The organism is Ignavigranum ruoffiae (genome assembly GCF_900110675.1).
Lineage (GTDB): Bacteria > Bacillota > Bacilli > Lactobacillales > Aerococcaceae > Ignavigranum > Ignavigranum ruoffiae.
In genome coordinates this window covers 399,518-423,623 of record NZ_FOEN01000001.1, presented here as the reverse complement: position 1 = coordinate 423,623, position 24,106 = coordinate 399,518, and the positions used below count along the sequence as shown (strand labels likewise).

The window sequence follows — 24,106 nt, the reverse complement described above, 5'->3', positions numbered from 1 at the left end:
GCAAAGTAGATTTGAAGGAGGCTCTTATGCTCGAAGTAAAACATTTACGGAAGACGTTTGACGATTTAGTCGCTGTCAATGATGTCTCATTTGAGATTGATCATGGACAAATATTAGGAATGATTGGTCGTAATGGGTCGGGAAAGACCACTATCTTTCGCATGATTCTGGATTTTTTGACGCCTGAGGGTCAAGGTGAAGTACTCTGGAATGGTCGACCGATGGCTCAGCAGATTTATAATTTGGTGGGTTATCTTCCTGAAGAACGTGGTCTATACGAGAAGCTAACGATTGAGCAACAAATTGCATATTTTGCTAAATTACGTGGAATGACCCCTTCAGAAATTGATCAACAAATTGATTATTGGATGGATAAGTTTGAAGTGAAAGGAAAGCGATCAGATCGCGTTTCTACTTTATCAAAAGGGAATCAACAAAAAGTACAATTGATTGCGACATTAATCCACCAACCCAAGGTGTTAATTCTTGATGAACCTTTCTCAGGATTAGACCCCGTGAATGCAGATTTATTAATGCAAGGGATTAGCGAACTCAAAGACAAGGGTTCTTGCATTATTTTCTCGAGTCATAACATGAATAATGTGGAAGAAATCTGTGACAAGTTGGTAATGATTCACAATGGTGAGCAGTTATTATACGGCACGGTTGAGGAAGTTCGCGAAAGTTTTGGCCGGACCCGGATTTTTCTTGAGACTACGGGTTGGACGAAAGAAAGTCTAGCTAACTTGGAGGGTGTATTGAAAGTGAAAGAATTGCGCCCCCATCATTTCCGTTTGGAAATTGATCAAGCTGAGACCGGTAAACAACTTTTCGAAACCATCACCCAGCACCAATATATTGCCACATTCTCCCAACAACCACCAAGCTTGGAAGAAATATTCAAGATGAAGGCCGGAGGAGGTCATTATGAGTAAATTAGCGATTATTATTAAGGAAGTTTATCGTAAAAATGTACAATCTTGGTCATTTTTCTGGATGATTGCTGGACCGATTATTACAATTGCTATAGTTAGTTTAATTGTTTATTTTATTGGTAAAGATGAAATGGGCCAAAGTTCTGGCCGGCTTGCGATTATAAGTGATCAGCCAGAGATTGTACAATTGGTGGAAACGGCGAATGAAGAGAATACTATTATTAAAGATTATAGTATTGATCAAGCCCGTCAGGCCGTAATGGATCAAAAAATTGATGGTTATATTACCATTGAACAAAAAGATCCTTTTGTGGTTAAATTTTATAAATCCACGACCGGCAGTAATATTAATTTAACTAAAATTCAACAAGCCTTAAATGAAGAACAGATCAAGAACATGGCTGAAAAGATTGGACTCAATCAGGATGAGATTATTCAGTTACAAAGTTCAAACGTTAATATAGAAACTATTAATATAGCTGAATCCAAGGATGGTCAAACAAAGGAAACATCCAGTCAGGATCCTAAAGTGTTTATCCGCAACGGCGTAGCTTATTTCGTCGTCTTTATGGTCTTTATGTTTATTATGAATTATGTGTCGGTCATTTCTCAGGAAATTGCCACTGAAAAAGGGTCGCGGATTATGGAAATCATTCTGTCCAGTGTTTCTTCGACGACCCATTTTTACGGCAAAATGATTGGTATCAGTTTAGTTATTTTAACTCAAATAGTAATTTATATCGTATTATTCTTAGTATTACAATTTGTCTTTGATCAAACGGATTTGATGGCTAACTTAGGTCTAGAATTTATTGATTTGAAGCAGATATTTGCTGAATCAAAAGGGATTATTGGAATAGGTGCTGTCTTCGCTTTAATGGGTGTCCTGATTTATGCTTCCTTAGCTGGATTCTTAGGTTCGCTTGTTTCTAAAGTGGAAGAAGTGAATAAAACCATTACACCAATTACCTTATTCGCTGTAGCAGGACTGTATACAGGAATGTTTGCTATGCAATCCCCAAATAATATTGTGGTTAAAGTCATGTCTTATATTCCTTTAACGACGCCTTTTGTGATGCCATTTAGAATTTCTACTGAAACAGTGGCCCAAAACGAATTAATTATTGCCATTATTATTTCAGTGATCTTCTCGATTGTTTGTTTTTGGATTGCAACAATCTTCTATCGGAGTAATGTGCTGACTTATTCTGATAAAGGAGTCATTAATACCCTTAAACGTTCTTTCCAATTATGGAAGAGCGATAGAGAAGCACAAGACTAGTCCCTAAGTCTTTGCTGTTAAGTAGCAGATTGGAAGTGTTGAAATGAAAGAATTGCCAATTGGGATTATCGATTCGGGATTTGGAGGTTTAACCGTTGTTAAGCAATGTTTGAAGCAACTGCCCAATGAATCCGTCTTATACTTGGGTGACAGTGCCCGAGCCCCTTATGGACCTCGACCGCTTGCTGAAGTTCGTAAGTTTATCTGGCAATTGACCTATTTCCTCAGGGAAAAAGGTATCAAAATGTTGGTGATCGCTTGTAATACTGGGACCGCTGCTGCCTTATATGAATTAAAGATGACGCTGCCGATTCCTGTCTTAGGCGTGATTGATGCAGGCAGTCGAGCTGCTATCAAGCATACTAATAATAATCATATCGGAGTTATCGGGACAGAGGGAACCATTCATAGTGGTCAATATACCAAAACACTCTTAGCGAAAGATGCTCGTTTGCAAGTTTATAGCCATGCGGTTCCTCGTTTCGTCTCAATTGTCGAAGAAAATAGGGTGGAAGCCCCCCAAACATATCATCAAGTTAAAGAAGACTTAAGCTATTTTGAAGATAAGGATATTGATACGCTCGTATTGGGTTGTACCCATTATCCACATTTAAAAGATACCATTCAAAAAGCCGTCGGACCAAATATTAAATTAATCGACTCGGGGGTTGAGACGATTAACGAAGTGTCGACCATTTTGGATTATTTTAATCTTAGTCGGTCGGCAGCTGATTTGGCAGATTACGGGGTCCATCACCAGATTTACACGACTGGCGACCCCGAAAGATTTGCTAGATTTGCTCGGAATTGGTTGGAAGATCCATATTTAACTGTTAAACAAGCCCGGATAAAAGGAGAGATGATCATTGAAGATACTGATAGCCAGTTATAATGCAGGGAAAGTTGAAGAATTTAAGGCGCTACTGGGGAATTCTGGATATGAGATTGAATCTTTACTTGATTATCCTGACATTGAAGAAGTCGCTGAGACGGGAACAACTTTTGAAGAGAACGCACGTTTAAAAGCCGAAACTATCGCCCAGCGCTTACACCAAGTCGTGATTGCCGATGATTCTGGCTTGATGGTCGATGCTTTGAACGGAGCGCCTGGTGTCTACTCTGCCCGCTATAGCGGAGAACCCAAAGATGATGACCGAAACAATCAAAAGTTACTCAGAGAATTGGCAGAGATTGAACCGGGACAAAGAACCGCTCGCTTCGTATCATGTATCGTCGCGGCTTATCCAGGACATGAAAGCTTGGTGGTAGAGGGTCAGGTTGAAGGGTCTATTTTGAACCAACCTCAAGGTAAGAGTGGTTTTGGTTATGATCCTTTGTTCTACTATCCCGAGCAAGATAGAACATTTGCTCAAATGGCCTTAGCCGAAAAAAATAAAATTTCACACCGGGCTAAAGCTTTTGAAAAATTGCAAGAAGCATTCGCAAAATGGTTGGAGGGATTAAACGATGAAATTTCTAGTGATGAGTGATAACCATGGCCAGTGGCCTTTAGTTGATGAGATTATTAAGCATTGGCGGCCCCAAGTCGACTATATCTTCCATTGCGGTGATTCAGAATTTCCAGCCGATGATCCCTTATGGGATCAAGTCGATGCCGTCGTCACCGGGAACATGGATTTTGATCCTCAATATCGCCGTCAACAAGTCATTGAGACAGCCGAAGGGAATGTTCTTCTAGTTCATGGCCATCTGACCGGCGTAAATTATGGCAATGATGAACTTTTAGCTATAGCTAAGAATTCTAACTGTCGCTTTGTATTCCATGGGCATACTCATAAGCTATATGCAGAAGTTAAAGAAGGCATCCTCTTAGCCAATCCAGGAAGTTTGAATCGACCAAGAGGACACTATCAAGGAAAAACTTATTTATTAGTAACGATTGAAAATAATCAAGTCATCGTTAATTATTACTCAGAAGATAATCAACCGATTCCGCAATTAGACCAAATTTTTAGCCTTTAATGCATTTAAGTCAATTTAGCGGTAAGACGGCAGGTTGGGTAATAATTTTAAAATCAGCTGCTTGTAGGTTTTCGATATAAGTTTGGTAGAAGATACTGAGCAATTCATAATAATATTCGTTCTTCACGGAAATAAATATCCGATATTCAAACGCATTTTGCTTATTTTTTACCAATCCAACATGTTTAGCTGATTGAACAATTAAATCTTTATAGTTTTCTTCAAGAATTTTACTGGTCGCTTTTAAATTTTCTTCAAAGAGGTGCAAATTATTCTCCGGGTGTAGGGGAATTTCAATAATAATTTGTCGATTTAATTGGCTCATATTATTAATTATCGAGATATCGCTATTAGGAATATAGAAAACTTCACCACTAATGGAACGAATTTTCGTAGTTCTTAAGCCGGTACTCAGGATAGTTCCTGTAATCGAAAGATTGTAAATTTGGACTAAATTTCCTACTTCAAACTGTCCTTCGAAGATGATAAAGAAACCATTAATAATATCTGTAATGAGGTCTTTGGCTCCTAAACCAATGGCGACCCCAAATATTCCGGCACCGGCTAAGAGCGTGCCGATGGGAATGCCAATCAGGGTAAGGATATGATAAATATAGATAAAATAAATAATATATAATAAGAGATTCTCAATCAGGGCACTAACCGTTTTCAAGCGTGAAACGGAATGAATCTTAAACTTATCGTAAAGGTGTTGCTGGAAACGATATTGGAAAAGATATCGAATCAATTTACTGGCCAGAAAGGCTAATAAACTAGCTACTAAAAAGGATCCAATGACATATAATAAGTTGATGGTCGCCTCATTTAATTGGGGAAATAATTTATTAAGATTGATTTTTAAGCCTAAGTTTTCCACGAGCTTCACCTCAATCTTAATATATCAAAAATCCTGATAAATGGAAATGAAAGCTTTATGACAAAGAAGTCTTATTTTTTGGAAGATAAGATAAAACATGGTATATTTAATCTATCAAGATAAGAAAAGGAGGAAGTTTAATGGGAATGGGAGCGATTGCGGGACTGATTGCTGCGATTGCCTTTGCAGTATTAGTAATCTATCTTTGCTTAAATTTAGCGAAACTCATGAAAATCATGGATGAACTAAAAACCACAGTACAACGAGCGAACAAAACTTTAGACATTGTCACCAAGGATGTCGATAATTTATCGATTGAGGTGGAGGGTCTACTTAACAAGGCTAATGGGTTAGTGGATGATGTGAATGGAAAAGTTGCCAAGACTGATCCATTATTTACTGCCATTGGCGACTTAGGAATTACCGTTTCAGATTTAAATGATTCCACGAGACAGATGACTGTGAACTTAATGAAAGGGGTCGGTAAGAAGAAAACTTCATCCTTTGATAAGATTGTTCAAACATCATTGAATCGCTTTAAGTCGCGCAAGAAACCTAATCAAACGAATTATGAGCCTGAGTCAGTAGACTTTGAAACATCAAAACTAGAAGCTTATCGACCTACCGAAACCCCAGCCAGTGCAGCTGGAGATATAACCATTCATTAATTAGGAGGAATGAACAATGAGTAAGAATAATAATGGCGGATTTTTCTTAGGAGCAATTTTTGGAGCAGCGGTAGCAGGATTGACTGCCTTATTATACGCACCAAAATCTGGAGAAGAATTAAGAGAAGACTTACGTGATGAATTCGAAGATTGGTTAGACCGGGCGAATGATTATAAAGATTATGCCTATGAACGTGGTATGGAATTCTATGATGCTGCTGCGGAAGCGACCGATGATATTAAAGTGAATTTAAAATATTCAGCCGATCAATTGAAATCTCAACTTGAAGATGTTTCTCATGAAGCAAATCATGAAATGAACCGGATGAAAGATGAATTCTCAAAATCAAAAGACAAATTAGTTGAAAAAGGTAGCGAAGTTGTCAACACTACTAAAGACGAATTTGGTGCCTTCGGCGAAGTGGTCAAAGAAGAAGCTGAGAATTTAGGCCAAGAAGCCCAAGAAAGTGCGCAAGAAGTCGAAGAAACGGTTGACGTAGTAAAAGATCAACAATAAAATATTTCATTTTGAATAAAAAATATTGATTGATAGGGCTTAGTTGATCTAGGCTCTATTTTTTCATATAAAATGCCATAAAATAACATTTTTTTGTAAATGAAGCGCTTGCATCTAAAGGTTTCCTATGGTAAAATTTCTTTGATTTATAGTATAGATTATTAGGAGGACATCTGATGGATAAACAAACCATTACAATTTATGATGTTGCACGTGAAGCTGGGGTTTCAATGGCTACCGTTTCTCGTGTCGTTAATGGAAACCCGAATGTTAAGCCTAGCACTAGGAAAAAAGTTTCAGATGTAATTGAAAGATTACAATATCGTCCTAATGCAGTGGCCCGTGGACTAGCGAGCAAAAAGACTACGACCGTTGGTGTGGTCATCCCAAGTGTGACAAATATCTTCTTTGCCGCCTTAGCTCGAGGGATTGATGATATTGCTTCCATGTATCGCTATAATATTATTCTAGCAAACTCAGATGAGAACACGGAAAGAAAACTCAAAGTATTTAATTCTCTCTTAGCCAGTCAAGTCGACGGCATTATCATTATTGGTCACAATTTAGATCAACGTTTGGTCGATGAAGTGAAACGGACCCATACACCAGTCGTCTTTGCGGGTGGAGTGATTGAAGATCCTGAAATTAATTCCGTTGTCATTGATTACGAGAAAGCAACTCAAGAAGTCACTGATTTATTACTTAAACGTAATCGAAAAGTTGGTTTGATTACTGGGCCAAGTGAATATATGAATAATGAAGTCCGGCTTAACGGTTTCAAAAATGCCTTGGCAGCTAATAAAATTGAATTCAATGAGAACTTGATTGCTCAAGCAGATTATACCGAAAAAGATGGGAATGTTATCTTAGACGGGTTCCTAGCTGAAGGTGTGGACAGTGTGGTTGTGAGCCAGGACACCATTGCGGCAGCGGTGATGAATGCAGCCCTTGATAGAGGCATGAGGGTTCCGGAAGAGTTTGCTGTCTTCTCAAGTAATAATTCGATTATTGCTGAACTGGTTCGCCCACAATTATCATGTATTCAATTGCCTCTTTATGATATTGGTGCTGTAGCGATGCGCTTATTAACTAAATTGATGAACCAAGAAGAGGTCGATGAACGCCAAGTTGTATTACCACATCAATTAATTGAACGAGGGTCAACTCTATAAATATCCTCAATCTTATCAACCAAAAGAGCCTAGAGCAGTTTAGATGCTTAGGCTCTTTATTCTTGTCTGCGACCAATAGAGGGTTCATCATACTGAAACATAATATATTTCGCGATAGTCTTTAACCTGAGATTATAGAACTGATGGGCACCGTCTTTCGCTTAGCCAGCTAAGCTTCAGACTTATTTTACGATTCAATTCCTAAAAGCCTGAGACTTCAATGGATTGATGTGAGTAAAGTAGGCTGATCCATTGGTTGTGAATCCCAGCTAGCGCATAGCGAATTATAAATTTGTCAAAACGATAGCTGATAAAAATTGCTGTCAGAAATTATTCAATTAATAACTTAGCAAGTAACTCTTTTTCATAGCTTTGGCATTTTCGGACTAGATTCTCTAGACAAGTTCTAATCAACAAGTCGTAAAGTATTTGTAAGCTACGTGGATTTTATCAATGTGTGTGAGAAATCTTGTTTTATATTTCTTTTAAAAAACTTTACACAGACTTTTAAAAGTTTTATAATAAATATAGAATAAATAAAAATGAAAGAGAGGGTGCTAACATGAGGATTTTAGACGTACCTACCACATCGGTAACCGAAGTAAAGAAAAATCCAAACAAAATATTCGAACAAGCCAAAAAAGCACAGACAGGTGTCTACGTATTTAATCGTAACGTTGTGAGTGGCGTGATGCTCAGTCAGGAGCAATATGAAACTTTGAATCATCGCATTGATTTACTTGAAGAAAAAATATTAAATTATGAAGTTGCCATGCGATTGAACAATCATGATGTGAAGACTTATTCAGATTTCCAGGTAAGGGGTTCTGTTGCCAACGACCCAATCGTTATTGATGATCATGATGGGTGGGAATAAGTTTGTATCAAATTTCATGGACCGAATTCTCTAAAAAAGACTATCAAAATTTAGATGGCAGCCAGAAATTGTTAATTGATAAATCACTCAATAGAATCCGTCAGAAGGGTATGTTAGCTGGACAACCTTTACAAGGTAATCTCAAAGCATGCAACAAGTTAAAACACCGTAAAGCGGGATTAAGAATCATTTTTACGGAAGAAGCGGGAAAGATTCAGATTATCCAAATTGTTGCAATTGGTAAGCGATCAGACCATGCAGTTTATAAAATAGCAACGGATAGATTGAATGATGAAGTATAAAAAAACTTTTTATCTCTTCTTTTATTATAATTTCACTTTCAATTAAACCAATTACCTTTTGTTATGATTTTATTCCTTTATAAATTTCGGTTCTTTCCTCAATCGGAAAGTAAGCTAATGGTTCTCTTAAAGTAAGTTATCGAATAAATTAAAAAGGAGCCTGTGACAAAGTCAATGTAGTCGACGTTTGTCATAGGCTCCTTTTTATCGGTTTCTACAAATAAGATCGGCGAATTATTCTTGATTTTCGGTGTCTAGAATGGTTTCTTCTGAACTCGATGCGGTTTCATCCTGACTTGATTCATTACTTTCATCCGTCGATTCTTGACTTTCAGTAGATTGATTATTGTTTGAATTTTGTTGTTGATAATATTGAGTTCTTAGATTTGACCAGAACTGAGCGAGTTCTTCATCATTTGCCCCAATCATAAAGTTATAGGTGAGTCTTGGAGCAGGGTTACTGGTCTTAAAGATTTCTTGGACTAGTGGCTGGCTAACGCTGAAGCGCATGCCATTAAATTCAGTCGTTCCTGGTAAAGTTCCAGTAGTTTCGACGATATTGGTTTGCATTACAGAATCAGGTTGTTTAAAGGTCAAATCAGTGCCGAATATATCGGGTCTGAGTGCATATAAATCATTGACAATCCGTGCCCAATAAATTTGACTGCGGACACTCTCTAAACCATAACCATCATTGACATCAATTGTATATTCAGCGTAGCGACTGTCATAACCAATCCATGAACCCACGGTCAGAGCTGGGGTAGAAGCAAGCACCCAAATGTCTTTTGAATTCTCACTAATCCCAGTCTTGGCAATCCAATCTCCTGGGACTTCTTTATATTGATTAGCTGTTCGTCCTGTACCTTCGGTCATGGTATCTCGTAACATATCAACCATTAAATAGTTTGAGTCTTCAGCGAAGACTGGCACAGGTTCAGCATCTTGTTGAAAGACGGTATTGCCGAAGGCGTCTTCGATTCTTTCAATATAATAGCCATCCACATAATTCCCATTATTAGCAAAGGTAGTGAAGGCTCGCGTTTCTTCAAAGACGGTCGGTCCAGTGGTGACACCACCGAGAGCGAAGGCTAAATTCTCAGTATCTTCGGCAGTATAAGAATCTACAGGATTAAAGCCCATTTTCTTAAGATAGTCAATCACCGGCACACCTTGACGTAATGATTCTTGGTAAACTCGCACGGCGGGGAGGTTGTCCGATCTTAATAAAGCTTTGCGGACGGTCATAAAGGTGTTGGAGACCGCTGTCCCATAATTGGTTGGCTCCCAAGTACTACCATCTTCGAATGTTTGAACAAAAGGTGTGTCGGGAACAATCGTTGATGGGTTAATAATGTCGTTATCAACCGCAGGACCATAGACAGCAAGTGGTTTAATCGTGGACCCTGGGGATCTACGGACTCTAAAAGCATGATCAATTTGATTATCTTCGTAATTAGTTCCCGAAATAAATCCTAGAACTTTCCCAGTTTGATTCTCGATGACCACTAGGCCAGTTTGAACCCGTTCAACGTAGTAAGTTTCTTCACCGGTATCAGGATTGACATAAACCCCTTCATAAGGCACGCCTAATTCATCTTCATAGGCTTGAGCAGATTGTTGTAATTGGTCATAGATTTCTTTATCTATCGTGGTATAAATTCGATAACCCCCGGTACGAAGTTGTTCTTCTGCTTTGAAATAATATTCATTATACCACTCATCATCACTATAGACTTGGTCTAAAGTATAACCATCATCCAGGATGTTGATGTGCATCAACTTCTCAATGGCTCCATGAGCCATGGCTTGATATAGATAAGATTGTCGATCTTCGCGTTTAGCCTCTGGCTGAATAAAGTCTTTACGAATGTCATACGTTAAAGCTTGTTCATATTCTTCTTTACTTAATTTCTGCGCCCGGTACATCCGGTACAAGACGGTCTTCATTCGATCTAAACCTCGTTGCAATTCTTCGTCGGACCTTAATGACCCATCTTGGTTGTATGGAGTGTAGGCATAAGGATCTTGGGGGAGTCCAACCAGGAAGGCAGCTTGATTCAAATTGACCTCTTCGGTAGACCTACCAAAAATTCCTTCGGCTGCTTTAGCGATTCCGGCAATATTTTCACCTTTATTGTTGCGTCCAAAAGGTGAAACATTTAAATAGGCCGTTAAGATATCATCTTTCGAGAAATTATTTTCTAAACGTAAGGCCAACAAAATTTCATTGGCTTTACGGAAGAAAGTAACATCATTGGAAAGCATTTGCTGTTTCACCAATTGCTGGGTAATGGTGGACCCACCGGTTCCTGATCCTTTAAACAAGGTTTCAATCGCGGCCCGTAGGATGGCTTTAGGAACGATTCCAGGGTGTTCATAGAAATATTCGTCCTCAGTGGCAATGATACCATCTTTAATTTCTGGCGAAATTTCATCCAGTTGAGTCAAGCTACGGACCAAGTCCGACTGCACATTCGCTATCGGTGTGCCATTAGCGTAATAAATGGTACTCTGTTGTTCTAACCGATTAATATCTTCGAGCATTTGTTCCTGACTTGGGGGTGGGGTTTGAGAGACTAGTCGGGCGAAATAGCCAACACCGGCTCCCAAACCAACTGAACCACCTAGGATTAATATGGCTAATAAGTAAATTAATAATTTACCGATAACATTTAAGAAGACATTCAATGAAAAGAGGGTACGCTCTTTCGAATCAAGATTTGAAATTTGATAGGGATTCGCTTTCTTTGTGGATTCATTTTGACGGCGTTTTAGCTGTAATCCACTTTCGTTTGGATTCATTGATTTTTCTTTTACAAAATATGTTTGTTTTTTGGTGCTGTCTGAATCAACATTTGTATCGGTCTTTTTTGAACGGTTTTGATTTGCGAAAGGGAGGCCTTGAATGAATTGTTTCCATCTTGAAGCAAAATTTGAAGACGGCTGTTTTTTATGTTTCTGGAAATTAATTTCCTTGAAACGAAATTCGTTTAATTTATTTTTTTGATGAATGTCTCGTCTTCGGCGGGAATGAGCATGCTTTTCAGTATTCCCGTCTTGCTGTTTGGGATACTTCGATTCTGGCATGAATCCACCCTCTTTCTTTGGAATTTTTAAGCAGTATGATCAACTTTTAGGCTTTCACCGATTTGGTTTAGGCGGTTTTCCCATTCTTCTAGTGACAGATGATGTTCGGCAACATAACGGTTACGAGGATTTCGGCGACATTCAGGACTGCAACCGCGGACATATTTGGCTTCATTCTCGGCAGAACATAAGATCTGCTCATTACATTCAGGATTTCCACAATTTACATAACGTTCACAGGGACTTCCATCGAAATAATCTTTACCAATGACCGTAGGGTTGACATGGTTAATCGGTACGGAAATGCGATCATCAAAGACATACATCTTGCCTTCCCAGAGATCGCCACGGATTTCTGGATCTTTACCATAAGTATCAATACCACCGTGTAATTGACCGATATCTTTGCCGATGCCTTCTTTCATCATCCAGCCAGAGAATTTATCACAGCGGATTCCACCAGTACAGTACATGACCACTCGTTTATCCATAAATTCTTCTTTATGGTCAAGAATCCATTGAGGTAATTCTCTAAAATTACGAATATCTGGCCGAACCGCCCCTTGGAAATGACCTAAATCATACTCATAATCATTACGCGTATCTAATACAACGGTATCTTCATCTAGAATCGCTTGGTGAAATTCCTTCGGACTCAGATAAGCCGCCGTAATTTCTTTAGGATCATGATCGATATCCTTGTCTAAATTTAAAGCGACAATTTCGTTGCGGACGCGGACATGCATTTTACGGTGGGCATAATCCTCTGCCTGATCAATCTTAAACCAAAGGTCTTCGAAACCAGGCAAGCTGTGAGCATAATCCATATACTTTTCTGTTTGGTGTACAGTACCAGACACTGTCCCATTGATACCTTCATGGCTGACTAGAACTCTGCCTTTTAGCCCGATGGATTTACAGAAGGCTAGGTGTTTGGCCACAAAATCTTCTGGATTTTCAATGGGTTGGTATTTATAATAGAGTAAAACACGATAAGGTTTAGACATAAATTTTCCTCCTTGTAGTTGCAAGCTACAGTATTTCTAAGGATATATTATAGCGAATTATTGACAGGGTCTCAAGGTTTCATCATTCTTTAATCGGATACAGTCTGAGGAGGAGAAGCCTACATTCAGCAGAATAGCTTATCATTATTTAGCTAAATGAATGCGGCTAGTAAATGATTTGTAAAGTAATTGTTGAACAAAAATAAAGAACAGAGGTACAAGTATGCTTAAGAAAGTATTATTAATTGTTAATCCTGGTTCAGGTAAAGGTCAAGCGGTTAAATATGGCGAAGACTTACGTAAGGTCCTTGTGCAGAGTCACCAATCGGAGGTAGAGTTAAGACAAACTGAAGATATGGATGATCCCTTTGATTGGGCGCAACAAGCGGCTGATCAGGGTTATGATACGGTAATTTGCTTGGGTGGGGATGGTACAGTTAACAAGACCGTCGCTGGCATCTTGGCTAGTCCGAATCAAAGGCCATATTTCTCCTTTGTGCCTATGGGGACAGTTAATGATTTGGCCCGTGCCCTCCATATGCCTTTAAATACCGACCAATTTATCCGCGAGTTCGCAAAGGTTGAGACTCAACAAATTGATATCGGCAAAATTAATCAATCTTATTTTGTCAATACGATTGCGATAGGCACCATTGCAGAATCGGTGGGCGATACCTCATCTGATCAAAAGAATAAAATCGGTCGATTAGCCTATATTCGCGATGGTTTAGCCGCCGCCATTGAAGGTCAAACGTATCGTTTAAAGATCAAAGATTCTAGCGATCGTATCCATGAGATTGAAACACCGATCTTAGTGATTGGCTTGACAAATTCGGTGGGGGGCTTTGAACAAATGAATACGGAAGCTGAAGTGAATGATGGTCTAATGTATTTAACCGCTCTTAAGGACAGTAACTTATTGGAAATGGGCGTAGCTGTCTTAGGAAATAAATTGCTCGATCTACCGACCGATAAATTATTAATTCTCAAAGACCATGAATTTCTGATTGAATCAATGGAAGGAGCACCGGTAGCCAGTAATGTAGATGGGGATGCAGGTCCTAATCTGCCATTGAATTTAAGTGTTGAAGCCAATGCTCTAAACGTCTACGTCCCTCGCGCTAAAGACTAAAAGTCCGCTATCCTTGTCAAGGTATGGTATAATAACTATGCTGAGTTATTAGTAGTATGACAAGGAGAGGGATCAATGTGACTGATAATAACTTAAACAAGAATCAAAGCGCCTTGATTGAAAGGGAACTCAGACGAGGAACCAGTAAATCGCGCATCGCTGCCTTATTGGATGTCTCATATGAAGAAGGCATGGATTTAATTTCTGCGGTCAAAGACAATATTCGCCCTGAGATTGGCAATCAAATTACTTTTAAATTTAGAGAAAGTTCGATGACCGGTATTATTACAAAACTTTTAACCAATAGTGCGGTGGTTGAAATCTATTGGCAACGGTCCGATCCGGCCATGAAGGATCTATGTGAAGATCGAACCATTGTCAACTTTAAGGATATTGTGTCCTTTGTTGAATTACCTCCGCAAGCAGAAGATGATGGTATAGTTCTCGATCCCCAACCAAAGATTATTGATTTAGACAGTCTAAAACAAGACTAAATAAGAAATCTCAGAAATTGATTGTCAATCAGCAATTTCTGAGATTTTTTGTTGATTAAACTAAATATACATGTGCGGTGCGCGGATAAACTGGCTGATATGGCATCAATATTCAGAGTGGAAAATATTCTGTAATTCAACTTCGGCTTGTTGAATATATTGGTCCAAGTGGTCAGGGACGGGGCGATTCCTCATGTACAAATAATGTTTAAGAAAATAATTGAGCCAGGCTTTGGCTGGGTTCAAAATTTCCTCGGCGTAGGGATACAGACAGAGATAATGTAAGCGGAATAAATCGATGGCTTCATCGTAGAAAATAGGATTCTCCCGGTTGAAATAGTTTTCTAGTGCATTAAGATTATCTTGATAAGCTGTTTGCTTAGAATATACGGTTAATTGGCTGGGCATAACATGCTTCGTTTCATTGAACCAAGACAACTCGACTGGAAAGTCCCAGTCCAAGTTAATCAAGTGATGAAGAACATCAGTTTTGATGAAATTTTCAATCTTCGGTTCTTTTAGAATTTCTTGGTAGAAAAGAGGACTAGCCCCGTATTGATAAACTTTTTGAAGTAGATCTAACAGGTCTTGTCTGGGCTTGGTGAGGAAGTCAGCGAGAAAAGAGCGAATCTGCTGAACATCGTCAGTTTGAATCTGACTCAATTGATTTTTAAGACTAATTCGGCTTTGCAAGGCTTGCTGAATTTTACCAACTTGAGGACTCTCTAATTGGGTCAAGATAATCATCTGTTGGCTGAGAATATCTATCGCTCTTGATAAGGGGTAGATTCGGTCGATTGACTCGAGCCATAAGAAGAAGACGCCTTCATGATCATGAAATTCTTCGATACTCGGGGCATAATTTTGCCAATATTCTTTCAAAGTTTGATTGTCCTCTAGATGAAACGCTAAATCTATAATTTCTTCAAAACCCCTGACCGTAGGTTCCAGTTGATAGCTTTTCTGGTAATATTCGAGGGCTTGGTCGAATTTAGCCTGTCTTCGGGCTTGGTGTCCTTTTCTCAGAAAATCTTCTGATCGTTCGGGAAATTGATTGATTTGAACCATAATAATCCTTTCTCTAATTAAGATAAACATGAAAGAGGTTAATGATGATAAAAATATATACAGATGCTGCTTTTCGGCCTCAAACTAAAGCGGGAGGCTTAGGTATTATCATTGAACATCAAAAACTGTTTCAATACAAGTATTATCTAAGTCAAGCTCCTGATAATCATTATCTTGAATTCCTGGCTATGGACCAAGCTTTAAAAATTCTGGCGGAAAATGAGTGGCAAGACTCGATTATTTCCTATTTTTCTGACAGTCAACTCGTTATTGACTCTCTACACAAAAATTATGTTAAAGACGAGCGGTATCAGCCAATTCTTAATCAGATATTGGCTCGGATTGAAACTTATCCTTTATTCTTAAGTCAGTGGATTCCGGAAAAACAAAATAGGGGAGCCGATCAATTAGCCCGTCAAGCTTTGAACCAACAAGGAAAGTTTATTGTTTTAGCTTAAAGGGTCTGGTTGGAGAAAATATGAAAGTCATTAATCAATAACATCTGCGAAAGAATGGGCAAAAGATATTATTTTGTAAGCAAGTGGGCCTATAAAAAAAGTATTTATCAATATTTTGGAAACCTAAATATTTTGATGTTATTTACTGCCCCAGAATTGGTAATAATCAACCTTAATTGCGCCATTATATAGTTTTCTTTTCTTAGTTGCTTTCTGGCCATAATACTCTTCAAATGCTTCATCGGAACTCAAGATATATTTACTCCAGGTTGTCAGAGGACGATACAGATTTCCCATATCTTGATAGAGTTGGTGAACTTGATTGGTGGAAAGCATACGGTCGCCATAGGGTGGGTTGGCAATCAAAATTCCATATTCTTTATCGGTGGTGAAATCAGCCAATTGCATTTGTTTGAAATGAATACTTTCGGCAACGCCAGCTTTTTCAGCATTTTGCTTAGCAATCTCAATCATCTTAGGATCAATATCAGTCCCCAATATATCCAAGTCCAGATCAAAATTCTGGGCTTGGCGAGCTTCTTGGCGCAGGTCAGACCAAATTTCAGGATGGAAATATTCCCAATCTTCCACGGCAAAATGGCGGAATAAACCAGGTGCGATATTATGAGCCATCATGGCCGCTTCAATAAGAATGGTTCCTGAACCACAGGTTGGATCATAAAGGGGCCGATCTGGATACCAAGTGGTAAGTTTGACCAAAGCTGCTGCCATATTTTCCTTGAGCGGGGCTTGGCCTTTCTCAGCGCGATAACCCCGTTTAAACAGACTAGAACCACTGGTATCGAGGCTGACTTCGACTTGGTTTTTGCGAAGGGCGACATCAATCGGGTATAGGGCACCTGTTTCAGGAAGAGGGCTACGTCGATGATAATAGTCCATTAACTTCTTGGCGATTGCTTTCTTACTGATGCGTTGGACATTCGGCACGCTATGTAATTGTGATTTGATTGATTTACCACTTACTGGGAAGTTGGCGTCCATCGGCAGAAAATCTTGCCAAGCAAGGGCATAGACTTGATCGAAGAGAGATTCAAAGCTACGGGCCGGAAATTCGCCGACCAAAATCTTAATTCGGTCTGCGGTTCGAAGCCATAAATTCGTGTAGGCAATATCTTTGGCCGTTCCTTGAAATCTTACCCGACCGTTTTCGGTTTGTGTGCTGTAACCCAAATCTTTAAGCTCTTGAGTGAGGATAGACTCGATACCGGCCGCGCAGGTGGCTATTAGCGAATATGTTTGCATAGGTCTTCCTTTCCTTTGAATAATAAACTTGTAAAAATCTAATAAAAAAGACTCTGTAAACAGAGTCAAAGCCTATTATGTAAACTTCGATAAGCCATGTTCTGTCATTAGAATCAGTATAGGCCAGATTCTAATGGGTAATCATCTATCTACACCGAAGTGTCCTCTAAGCCAGTTGAATTCCTGCATGATAGAGGTGCCCCGACCAAAGTTTGGGTTGCTCGCTCGAGGGGTTTACCCGTTCCACGCTTTCTATTTCTAGAAAGCCTCGTTTCTGTGGCACTTTATAGACTACTGACCCTTAGCTAAGCCTTAGGACTTTCATCCGCCGTTAACAAATCTTGTTACCATAGCTTATGACTTTGCTATGCACGAACACTACAGACATCTCAGTCTGTGCGAGCATGGACTTTCCTCAGCCATCTCGACGAGACGACCGCGATTACCTGAAATTTACACGTTGATTTTATAATCTTGTTTGATGATAGTCGATGGTGTTATCTGTATTCTCAATCTTTGAACCAAAGACATGTTTTTCTAAATTGGACAAGCGTTTAAGAATATCAAAATTAGTCACGCCACTGCCCACCGTTGCTGGGGCGTTTTTCTTTGCCAGTGCAAGTTGTTTCGTCAACTCGTCAACTTTTGAGATTAAGCGTTCATTTTCATTTTTTAAATATACGACATCTTTCTGGTAGGAATCATAATCACGGATAATATTATCCAAATATTCATCTACTTCAGCAGTATTATATCCACGCATGGTTTTGGTAAACTCTTTCTGCAGGATATCTTTAGCTGTCAGATTTTTTTCTGCCAATATCGTCACCTCTTATTTGTATTGATTGCTATCTAACATCTCTCAGTTTACTATGAAATTGAAAAAAATACAAAATTTCTAAAATCATTATTATATTAGTGCAAAAGATTTTAAAAATCAATGGGTTAAATATCTATAATTGAATTATTTAAGAAATTGCTTCATAATAAGCATAAGTAGGTGATGAGATGATACAAATGCGGGCTTATGATTTCATCAAAAACCTGATGGAAGAAGAATACTTTCATGGACAATGGTTTATGGTCTGGGATCAAACTGAATCTTACTTTGAATTAGTTCTGCAATGTCCTTTGGCCAATGAAGAGGGTTACCATCTTGAGGATAATCATCAGGGTGAAAGTGTTGAACCAGAAATATTTTATCAATTTTCGGTGGTTTTTTATAATCCTCGTGAAATTGAATTAGATAAGGCTGGAGCGTTGATGGCTTTTCCCATCGACTGGGATAAGGGAATTCGTCAAGGAGATGCTTTGGCGATTGTGCGCTATTTAAAAATCCTGTCTGCTTCTGTCAGGATTGCTTGGTATAACTTTCTAAAGGAAGACAAAGCAAATCAAACTTTCTCATTAGAATGGAATGCGCAGGAATTTGAGGCCCTTCGTCAGCAATTGAAAGATAAACAATTGTTTAGTGACCATCGTTTATTATTTAAAGAAGAGTGAGGACAACTATGTGGAATAAAATAGAAGTAAGTTTGTTGACAGAAGATCCGCTAGTCATCGAGAACGTCACTTATCTGCTGACAGAATATCAGGCTCTAGGTATCGAATATGAGGAAATTGACCAATATTTAGACAACGATTTAAATTTATTTGGTGAAATACGAGAAGAACCAGTCAGCAAGCCCATAAGTCAAAGCCCGATGATTAGAGCATATTTTGATGATCAAGTCGATTTAAATCAAATTATTGAACAAATCCATTCATCCTATCCTCAGTTTAAAGTAGAGTATCAAACCGTCCAAGAAGAGGATTGGCAGCGCAACTGGATGAAATATTATCAAGTGGAACATCTTTCAAGATTTATTAAGATTGTCCCTTTATGGAAAGATTATGCGGCGAGTCCAGAAGAAATTGTGATTAAGCTTGATCCAGGTCTAGCATTTGGCACCGGTAACCATCAAACCACCCGTCTATCAGCTTTGGCCCTGGAATTAGTCCTACGTAAAGGCGATCGGGTGCTGGATCTGGGAACGGGATCAGGGATTTTGAGTTTTATTGCCGGTGCGTTAGGAGCTAGTCAGGTTTGGGGCTTTGATTTAGACCCACAAGCGGTTCATGCCGCCCAAGAAAATCTTAAAATACAAGAGAACCAGGCCCTCAATCGCTTAATTCATGAAAATAAATTAGACTTCAAAGTCAATGACTTAATGCATGGCTTTGAAGACCAAGTGGATATCATTGTGGCCAATATATTGCCCCATATTCTAGTCAATATGTTAGCGGATGCCGAGAAGAGACTGGCCATCGGCAAGTATCTAATCTTGTCGGGCATACTCGTTGACAAAGGTCAAGAGATTGAAGAAGCCATGGAAGCCTATGCGTTCTCCTTGAGTCACCGCTTTGTTACCGGACAATGGTTATGTTATATCTATCAACGAATTGAGGACTAAGATGCAGAGATATTTTATACCAGAAAGTAGTTTAGAGACGAGTTCACTGGTCGAACTTGAGGACACGGATCACCATCATTTATTCAAGGTAATGCGGGCAAAAGCTGGCGATATGGTCGAAATCGTGGATTCAGCCGGTCACTTATATTTAGCCCAGGTTGAGGAGTCAAATGAGACTAAGCAAGCCGACCTTATTATATTAGAGAGCCTAGATACCCCTATTAGTGAGTTGCCGGTGAATGTGTGCTTAGCTGTTGGGATTAGTAAGAATGATCGATTGGATTGGCTAGTGCAGAAAGCTACTGAATTGGGAGCAACGACGATCATTCCACTAAAGCTTGAGCGCAATGTGGTTCAGTGGCCAGCCAATAAGCTAGCCCAAAAGCTTGAACGTTTGCAGAAAATTGCCAATAATGCAGCCCAACAGGCTAAACGATTAAAAATTCCGCGAATTCTAGCACCAATGACTTTGGCAGAACTCATTCAATCTAGTGCGGATTATGATGTTAAATGGTTGGCCTATGAGGAAACGGCCAAATCTGGTCAACATGGGGGCTTGGTTCATGATTTAAATCAGCTTAGCCCTAAGCAAGAGGTTCTCGCGGTCTTCGGACCAGAAGGGGGAATCGATCCCGTTGAAGCGAATCAATTGATTGAAGCTCAATTTAAGACGATTAGTTTAGGCCCGCGGATTCTAAGAGCAGAAACCGCACCCGCTTATTTAATGAGTTTAATTAGTTATCAAATGGAATTAATAGAAAGAAATGAGGAAAAAGCATGAAACTAAACAAATATATTGACCATACTTTACTTAAAGCAGACGCTCAAGAATCACAAATCACCCAACTTTGCCAAGAGGCGAAGCAATACAACTTCATGTCGGTCTGTGTTAATCCCTGCTGGGTATCCCTAGCCAGTGAACTTTTAAAAGATTCTGAAGTCAAAGTCTGTACTGTTATCGGCTTTCCTCTCGGCGCCAATACCACGGCGGTGAAAGTTTTCGAAGCAAGCCAAGCCGTGAAAGAGGGGGCAGAAGAAATTGATATGGTCATTAATATTGCTTGGTTAAAAGACCAGCATGAAGATCAAGTTAAAAAAGAAATTGAAGCTGTCGTCCAGGCTGTACCGACAGAGGTCATTGTGAAAGTCATTATTGAGACTAGCTTGTTAACAGCGGAAGAAATTCAAAAAGTTTCAAAAATTGTGACTGCCGCCGGCGCAGATTTTATTAAAACTTCGACTGGATTTTCAACAGCCGGAGCGCGTGTTGAAGATATTCAATTGATGCGCCAAGCAGGGGGGCCTGACATCGGCATCAAAGCTTCCGGAGGAGTCTCTAACCGAGAACAAGCTGAAGCTATGATTCAAGCGGGAGCTACTCGAATTGGTGCCTCTAAAGGAATTGAAATTGTCGAAGCACCCTAAGTGGGATACTGCTACTTGAGGGGCTGATAGGGAATTTGTTATAATAAAGATTAATAGTTTGAAATGAGAAAGTGGGAACCGTGATGGCGACAAATTTAGAATTAAGTGCAAATCAAGTGATTGAAAGCTGCCAGGCTTACATGAGTGAATCGAACCTGGCCTTAGTTAAAGATGCACTTGATTACGCAGAACGTAGCCATCAAGGTCAAATGCGACTCTCTGGCGAACCCTATATCAACCATCCGATTCAAGTGGCCGGTATTTTAGCTGAACTTCATTTAGACCCAGCGACGGTAGCCACTGGATTTCTTCATGATGTGGTCGAAGATACCCCGGTCACCATGGAAGAAATTCAGGAACAATTTGGCGAAACAGTCGCTTTTCTTGTCGATGGGGTTACCAAATTGGGGAAGATTAACTTCAAATCTAAACAAGAAGCTCTGGCTGAAAATCACCGCAAAATGCTCCTAGCCATGGCTAAAGATATGCGGGTGATTATTGTTAAACTGGCTGACCGCCTGCACAATATGCGGACCATGAAATATCAAAAGCCGGAAAAACAAATTGAAAAATCGCAAGAAGCGATTGAAGTCTATGCGCCTTTGGCCGATCGACTCGGGATGTCTAATATCAAATGGGAACTCGAAGATATCGCCTTACGTTACATTAATCCTACGGCTTATTATCGAATTGTTAAGCAAATGGATACCAAACGGGTTGAGCGTGAAGAATATATTCAAGCAACGATTGAAGAGATTTATGAATCACTGAAAGATATTGATATTAATGCTGAGGTGTATGGCCGGCCTAAACATATTTATTCAATCTATCGCAAGATGGTGGATCAACATAAGGAATTTGATGACATCTACGACTTGTTAGCGATTCGAGTCATTGTTGATACCATTAAGGATTGTTATGCCGTCTTGGGAGCAGTCCATACCAAATGGAAACCCATGCCAGGTCGGTTTAAGGATTATATTGCCATGCCGAAAGCAAATATGTATCAATCGATTCATACGACGGTGATTGGTCCAAAAGGTAAGCCGGTCGAAATCCAAATTCGGACCCATCAGATGCATGAGATTGCTGAATATGGGGTGGCGGCACACTGGGCTTATAAAGAAGGTAAGTTAGAGAAGGTTTCTTCCGATGATAATATCCAGAAACAATTGAAATGGTTTAAGGATATTGTCGATTTACAAGATGAAGCCAAAGATGCCCGCGAGTTTATGGATTTTGTTAAAGAAGATATTTTTAAAGACCAGGTATATATTTTCACCCCTCAAGGGGATGTATTTGAATTACCAAGTGGCTCGGGTCCGATTGATTTTGCCTATCATGTGCATACGGAAATCGGTAACAAAACAGTAGGAGCCAAGGTCAATGGCAATATCGTATCGTTAAATTATAAATTAAAGAATGGCGATATTGTCGAAATATTAACCAACTCAAATTCTAATGGTCCAAGTCGCGATTGGTTGAAAATTACCTCAACCAGTAAAGCAAGGAATAAGATTCGTCGCTTCTTCAAAGTCAAAGACCGGGAAGAAAATGGTGAACTGGGTATGAATTTATTGGACAAAGAATTACGGGCCAATGACCATAGCCTGAAAGATATTCAAAAACGAAAAATCGAAGAAGATCTCATGCAGCGTTATAATTTCGCCACCATGGCTGATTTCTATGGAGCGATTGGTTTGGGGGAATTAAATCCAACCACAATCGTGAATTATTTAGGTTGGCGGAGTGAGTCAACTGAACAAGAAAGTCAAACTCCTGATAAAGAAAAGAAAAACCAACAAGCTGTCCAACAGAAATTGGTTCAGCGACAAAAATCGGTCCACGAAAGTGGGGTAGTGGTCGAAGGCGTTGACAATTTAATGATTCGCCTTAGTCGTTGCTGTAATCCAGTACCCGGTGATGAAATTGTAGGGTATATTACCAAAGGGCGTGGTATTTCAGTCCATCGTAAAGATTGTCCGAACTTGTTAAGTGAACCCGAATTGCAGAAACGGACGATTCCGGTTGAATGGGATCTGGGCGATGCAGCTTTGGAAGATTATGAGACCGATCTGAAAATCATCGGCTTTGATCGATCTGGTTTAATTAATGATGTACTTCATGTCATTAATCATTCGGTAAAAAGCCTGATTAGTGTCAATGCCCGCAATAATCCTGATAGTCAAGCAGTCATTCAAGTTAAAGTCTTGGTTGCTAACAAAGACCAACTGAATGATTTAATGACCAAGTTAGGCAATATTCCCGATATTTATGAAGTTTTTCGGATGTCAAGTTAAGGAGGCATAAGGTGCGAGCAGTCATTCAGAGTAGTTTAGCCAGTAAAGTATCGGTCGATCAAAGGGTGATTGGCCAGATTTCTAAAGGGATGGTCGTCCTGGTTGGTGTTTGCCAAGAGGATGGGCCAGAAGACGTTGAATACCTGGTACGAAAGATTAGTCAATTAAGAATTTTCGAAGATGCAGAGGGAAAGACCAATTTATCTTTAAAAGATATTGAGGGTGAAATCTTGTCGATAAGTCAATTTACCCTCTATGCTAACACGCGCAAAGGCAACCGACCCAGCTTTGTTCGAGCTGCTGATCCAGCCTTGGCCCAAGACTTATATCAATTATTTAATCAACAATTAGTTGACAAAGGTCACCATGTCGAAACCGGAGAATTTGGCGCCACGATGCAAGTGGATATCAGCAATAATGGACCAATGACGATTATCTTGGATTCTAAACAAAAAGATTTATAGTATTTGCAATCATAATCCTTTTATCTTTATCATTTTATAAATATTCTAGCCATCAAAAAGGTGCCAGTGAGAAACATCCACTGACACCTTTTATTTTGTTTTTATCGTATAAATTGAACCTTTGTTGTTGGACATACATTTTGCAAGCCATAGATATTATTGGTCAATCGAGAACTTTGAAGAATATCTATTATTTTTATAGGTAGACTGATGTGTCCTAAATCTTTTTGTAGTAAAAACTATTTCATATATTTATATTGTTTTCAGAAATAGAAGTTTCTATATTAAAATGGAAAGTTTCAAATGATTTGGTTTGATTAATTTCTAAATAAGATTATA

25 protein-coding genes and 1 other RNA gene are annotated in these 24,106 nt (G+C 39.2%); 19 read left to right on the top strand and 7 right to left on the bottom strand.

The genetic code is table 11. From position 1 onward, the window contains the following. Positions 1-26 precede the first annotated feature (26 nt). From BMX34_RS01915 to BMX34_RS01895, 5 genes are read left to right on the top strand one after another with little or no spacing between them, the layout of a single operon-like run. On the top strand, positions 27-935 hold the full coding sequence (locus BMX34_RS01915; RefSeq protein ID WP_092570224.1) for an ABC transporter ATP-binding protein: 909 nt from the start codon (positions 27-29) through the stop codon (positions 933-935). Further along, positions 928-2,217, top strand: coding sequence for an ABC transporter permease (locus tag BMX34_RS01910; protein WP_092570222.1), 1,290 nt, complete (start codon positions 928-930; stop codon positions 2,215-2,217). The genes BMX34_RS01915 and BMX34_RS01910 overlap by 8 nt, the downstream gene beginning before the upstream one ends. A 43-nt stretch (positions 2,218-2,260) precedes the next feature. After that, positions 2,261-3,109 carry a glutamate racemase gene (gene racE / locus BMX34_RS01905; protein WP_092570219.1) on the top strand — a complete coding sequence of 283 codons (849 nt, stop codon included), beginning with the start codon at positions 2,261-2,263 and terminating at the stop codon, positions 3,107-3,109. After that, positions 3,084-3,707 carry an XTP/dITP diphosphatase gene (locus tag BMX34_RS01900; protein WP_092570217.1) on the top strand — a complete coding sequence of 208 codons (624 nt, stop codon included), beginning with the start codon at positions 3,084-3,086 and terminating at the stop codon, positions 3,705-3,707. The genes racE and BMX34_RS01900 overlap by 26 nt, the downstream gene beginning before the upstream one ends. Continuing rightward, positions 3,685-4,200 (top strand): YfcE family phosphodiesterase, encoded by a 516-nt coding sequence (locus BMX34_RS01895; protein WP_092570215.1) that lies wholly within the window; start codon positions 3,685-3,687, stop codon positions 4,198-4,200. Before BMX34_RS01900 ends, BMX34_RS01895 begins: the two co-directional genes overlap by 23 nt. A 10-nt stretch (positions 4,201-4,210) precedes the next feature. Here the strand turns inward: BMX34_RS01895 and BMX34_RS01890 are convergent, their stop codons facing one another. Then, positions 4,211-5,077, bottom strand: a complete 867-nt coding sequence (locus BMX34_RS01890) for a mechanosensitive ion channel family protein (protein ID WP_159428814.1) — start codon at positions 5,075-5,077, stop codon at positions 4,211-4,213. A 140-nt stretch (positions 5,078-5,217) separates the two neighbouring features. Here BMX34_RS01890 and BMX34_RS01885 point away from each other — a divergent pair, with 140 nt between their 5' ends. The 5 genes from BMX34_RS01885 (at position 5,218) to BMX34_RS01865 (ending at position 8,613) form a co-directional block, all read left to right on the top strand. Continuing rightward, positions 5,218-5,745, top strand: coding sequence for a DUF948 domain-containing protein (locus BMX34_RS01885; protein ID WP_092570212.1), 528 nt, complete (start codon positions 5,218-5,220; stop codon positions 5,743-5,745). Between the two features lie 16 nt (positions 5,746-5,761). Then, positions 5,762-6,262, top strand: coding sequence for a YtxH domain-containing protein (locus BMX34_RS01880; RefSeq protein ID WP_092570210.1), 501 nt, complete (start codon positions 5,762-5,764; stop codon positions 6,260-6,262). Positions 6,263-6,438: 176 nt separating this feature from the next. Beyond that, complete coding sequence (gene ccpA / locus BMX34_RS01875; protein ID WP_092570208.1) at positions 6,439-7,434, top strand: catabolite control protein A; 996 nt, start codon at positions 6,439-6,441, stop codon at positions 7,432-7,434. Positions 7,435-7,996: 562 nt separating this feature from the next. Next, on the top strand, positions 7,997-8,311 hold the full coding sequence (locus BMX34_RS09985; RefSeq protein WP_092570206.1) for a type II toxin-antitoxin system Phd/YefM family antitoxin: 315 nt from the start codon (positions 7,997-7,999) through the stop codon (positions 8,309-8,311). Positions 8,312-8,313: 2 nt separating this feature from the next. Further along, positions 8,314-8,613 carry a type II toxin-antitoxin system RelE family toxin gene (locus BMX34_RS01865; RefSeq protein WP_092570204.1) on the top strand — a complete coding sequence of 100 codons (300 nt, stop codon included), beginning with the start codon at positions 8,314-8,316 and terminating at the stop codon, positions 8,611-8,613. A 234-nt stretch (positions 8,614-8,847) separates the two neighbouring features. Here BMX34_RS01865 and BMX34_RS01860 read toward each other — a convergent pair whose 3' ends face one another. Further along, positions 8,848-11,703, bottom strand: coding sequence for a transglycosylase domain-containing protein (locus BMX34_RS01860; protein ID WP_092570202.1), 2,856 nt, complete (start codon positions 11,701-11,703; stop codon positions 8,848-8,850). 26 nt (positions 11,704-11,729) lie between these two features. Next, positions 11,730-12,710, bottom strand: coding sequence for an oxygen-dependent tRNA uridine(34) hydroxylase TrhO (gene trhO, locus BMX34_RS01855; protein WP_092570200.1), 981 nt, complete (start codon positions 12,708-12,710; stop codon positions 11,730-11,732). 223 nt (positions 12,711-12,933) lie between these two features. Here trhO and BMX34_RS01850 point away from each other — a divergent pair, with 223 nt between their 5' ends. Both BMX34_RS01850 and BMX34_RS01845 read left to right on the top strand, forming a co-directional pair. Beyond that, complete coding sequence (locus BMX34_RS01850) at positions 12,934-13,842, top strand: diacylglycerol/lipid kinase family protein (RefSeq protein ID WP_092570198.1); 909 nt, start codon at positions 12,934-12,936, stop codon at positions 13,840-13,842. A 77-nt stretch (positions 13,843-13,919) separates the two neighbouring features. After that, positions 13,920-14,336, top strand: coding sequence for a DUF2187 domain-containing protein (locus BMX34_RS01845; protein WP_310795417.1), 417 nt, complete (start codon positions 13,920-13,922; stop codon positions 14,334-14,336). Between the two features lie 105 nt (positions 14,337-14,441). On the opposite strand, the gene BMX34_RS01840 is transcribed toward BMX34_RS01845, so the two are convergent. Beyond that, positions 14,442-15,404: a hypothetical protein gene (locus tag BMX34_RS01840; RefSeq protein WP_092570195.1), complete on the bottom strand. Its 963-nt coding sequence runs from the start codon at positions 15,402-15,404 to the stop codon at positions 14,442-14,444. A 44-nt stretch (positions 15,405-15,448) separates the two neighbouring features. On the opposite strand from BMX34_RS01840, the gene BMX34_RS01835 reads away from it, so the two are divergent. After that, positions 15,449-15,862, top strand: coding sequence for a ribonuclease HI family protein (locus BMX34_RS01835; RefSeq protein ID WP_159428813.1), 414 nt, complete (start codon positions 15,449-15,451; stop codon positions 15,860-15,862). Between the two features lie 138 nt (positions 15,863-16,000). Here the strand turns inward: BMX34_RS01835 and BMX34_RS01830 are convergent, their stop codons facing one another. From BMX34_RS01830 to gpsB, 3 genes are all read right to left on the bottom strand, one after another. Next, positions 16,001-17,125 carry a THUMP domain-containing class I SAM-dependent RNA methyltransferase gene (locus BMX34_RS01830; protein ID WP_092570191.1) on the bottom strand — a complete coding sequence of 375 codons (1,125 nt, stop codon included), beginning with the start codon at positions 17,123-17,125 and terminating at the stop codon, positions 16,001-16,003. 85 nt (positions 17,126-17,210) lie between these two features. Beyond that, positions 17,211-17,579: RNase P RNA component class B (gene rnpB / locus BMX34_RS01825), an RNA gene on the bottom strand. A gap of 12 nt (positions 17,580-17,591) precedes the next feature. Continuing rightward, positions 17,592-17,945 carry a cell division regulator GpsB gene (gene gpsB, locus BMX34_RS01820; protein ID WP_092570188.1) on the bottom strand — a complete coding sequence of 118 codons (354 nt, stop codon included), beginning with the start codon at positions 17,943-17,945 and terminating at the stop codon, positions 17,592-17,594. Between the two features lie 188 nt (positions 17,946-18,133). Between gpsB and BMX34_RS01815 the strand changes: the two genes are divergently transcribed. From BMX34_RS01815 to dtd, 6 genes are all read left to right on the top strand, one after another. After that, complete coding sequence (locus tag BMX34_RS01815; RefSeq protein WP_092570186.1) at positions 18,134-18,628, top strand: DUF3013 family protein; 495 nt, start codon at positions 18,134-18,136, stop codon at positions 18,626-18,628. A gap of 8 nt (positions 18,629-18,636) precedes the next feature. Then, positions 18,637-19,578 carry a 50S ribosomal protein L11 methyltransferase gene (locus BMX34_RS01810; RefSeq protein ID WP_092570184.1) on the top strand — a complete coding sequence of 314 codons (942 nt, stop codon included), beginning with the start codon at positions 18,637-18,639 and terminating at the stop codon, positions 19,576-19,578. Position 19,579: 1 nt separating this feature from the next. Beyond that, on the top strand, positions 19,580-20,359 hold the full coding sequence (locus tag BMX34_RS01805) for an RsmE family RNA methyltransferase (protein WP_092570182.1): 780 nt from the start codon (positions 19,580-19,582) through the stop codon (positions 20,357-20,359). Further along, positions 20,356-21,003, top strand: coding sequence for a deoxyribose-phosphate aldolase (deoC, locus tag BMX34_RS01800; protein WP_092570179.1), 648 nt, complete (start codon positions 20,356-20,358; stop codon positions 21,001-21,003). The genes BMX34_RS01805 and deoC overlap by 4 nt, the downstream gene beginning before the upstream one ends. Positions 21,004-21,086: 83 nt before the next feature. Next, complete coding sequence (locus BMX34_RS01795) at positions 21,087-23,303, top strand: RelA/SpoT family protein (RefSeq protein WP_092570177.1); 2,217 nt, start codon at positions 21,087-21,089, stop codon at positions 23,301-23,303. Positions 23,304-23,314: 11 nt separating this feature from the next. After that, complete coding sequence (dtd, locus tag BMX34_RS01790) at positions 23,315-23,767, top strand: D-aminoacyl-tRNA deacylase (protein WP_092570175.1); 453 nt, start codon at positions 23,315-23,317, stop codon at positions 23,765-23,767. The last annotated feature ends 339 nt before the right edge of the window (positions 23,768-24,106 follow it).

Coding starts and splice junctions, on each gene's coding strand:
- BMX34_RS01860 (WP_092570202.1), bottom strand. CDS start 11,703: ATGCCAGAATCGAAGTATCCCAAACAGCAAGACGGGAATACTGAAAAG.
- BMX34_RS01885 (WP_092570212.1), top strand. CDS start 5,218: ATGGGAATGGGAGCGATTGCGGGACTGATTGCTGCGATTGCCTTTGCA.
- racE (WP_092570219.1), top strand. CDS start 2,261: ATGAAAGAATTGCCAATTGGGATTATCGATTCGGGATTTGGAGGTTTA.
- BMX34_RS01840 (WP_092570195.1), bottom strand. CDS start 15,404: ATGGTTCAAATCAATCAATTTCCCGAACGATCAGAAGATTTTCTGAGA.
- BMX34_RS01815 (WP_092570186.1), top strand. CDS start 18,134: ATGATACAAATGCGGGCTTATGATTTCATCAAAAACCTGATGGAAGAA.
- trhO (WP_092570200.1), bottom strand. CDS start 12,710: ATGTCTAAACCTTATCGTGTTTTACTCTATTATAAATACCAACCCATT.
- BMX34_RS01880 (WP_092570210.1), top strand. CDS start 5,762: ATGAGTAAGAATAATAATGGCGGATTTTTCTTAGGAGCAATTTTTGGA.
- BMX34_RS01830 (WP_092570191.1), bottom strand. CDS start 17,125: ATGCAAACATATTCGCTAATAGCCACCTGCGCGGCCGGTATCGAGTCT.
- BMX34_RS01805 (WP_092570182.1), top strand. CDS start 19,580: ATGCAGAGATATTTTATACCAGAAAGTAGTTTAGAGACGAGTTCACTG.
- deoC (WP_092570179.1), top strand. CDS start 20,356: ATGAAACTAAACAAATATATTGACCATACTTTACTTAAAGCAGACGCT.
- BMX34_RS09985 (WP_092570206.1), top strand. CDS start 7,997: ATGAGGATTTTAGACGTACCTACCACATCGGTAACCGAAGTAAAGAAA.
- BMX34_RS01835 (WP_159428813.1), top strand. CDS start 15,449: ATGATAAAAATATATACAGATGCTGCTTTTCGGCCTCAAACTAAAGCG.
- BMX34_RS01850 (WP_092570198.1), top strand. CDS start 12,934: ATGCTTAAGAAAGTATTATTAATTGTTAATCCTGGTTCAGGTAAAGGT.
- BMX34_RS01895 (WP_092570215.1), top strand. CDS start 3,685: ATGAAATTTCTAGTGATGAGTGATAACCATGGCCAGTGGCCTTTAGTT.
- BMX34_RS01810 (WP_092570184.1), top strand. CDS start 18,637: ATGTGGAATAAAATAGAAGTAAGTTTGTTGACAGAAGATCCGCTAGTC.
- BMX34_RS01795 (WP_092570177.1), top strand. CDS start 21,087: ATGGCGACAAATTTAGAATTAAGTGCAAATCAAGTGATTGAAAGCTGC.
- BMX34_RS01910 (WP_092570222.1), top strand. CDS start 928: ATGAGTAAATTAGCGATTATTATTAAGGAAGTTTATCGTAAAAATGTA.
- BMX34_RS01915 (WP_092570224.1), top strand. CDS start 27: ATGCTCGAAGTAAAACATTTACGGAAGACGTTTGACGATTTAGTCGCT.
- ccpA (WP_092570208.1), top strand. CDS start 6,439: ATGGATAAACAAACCATTACAATTTATGATGTTGCACGTGAAGCTGGG.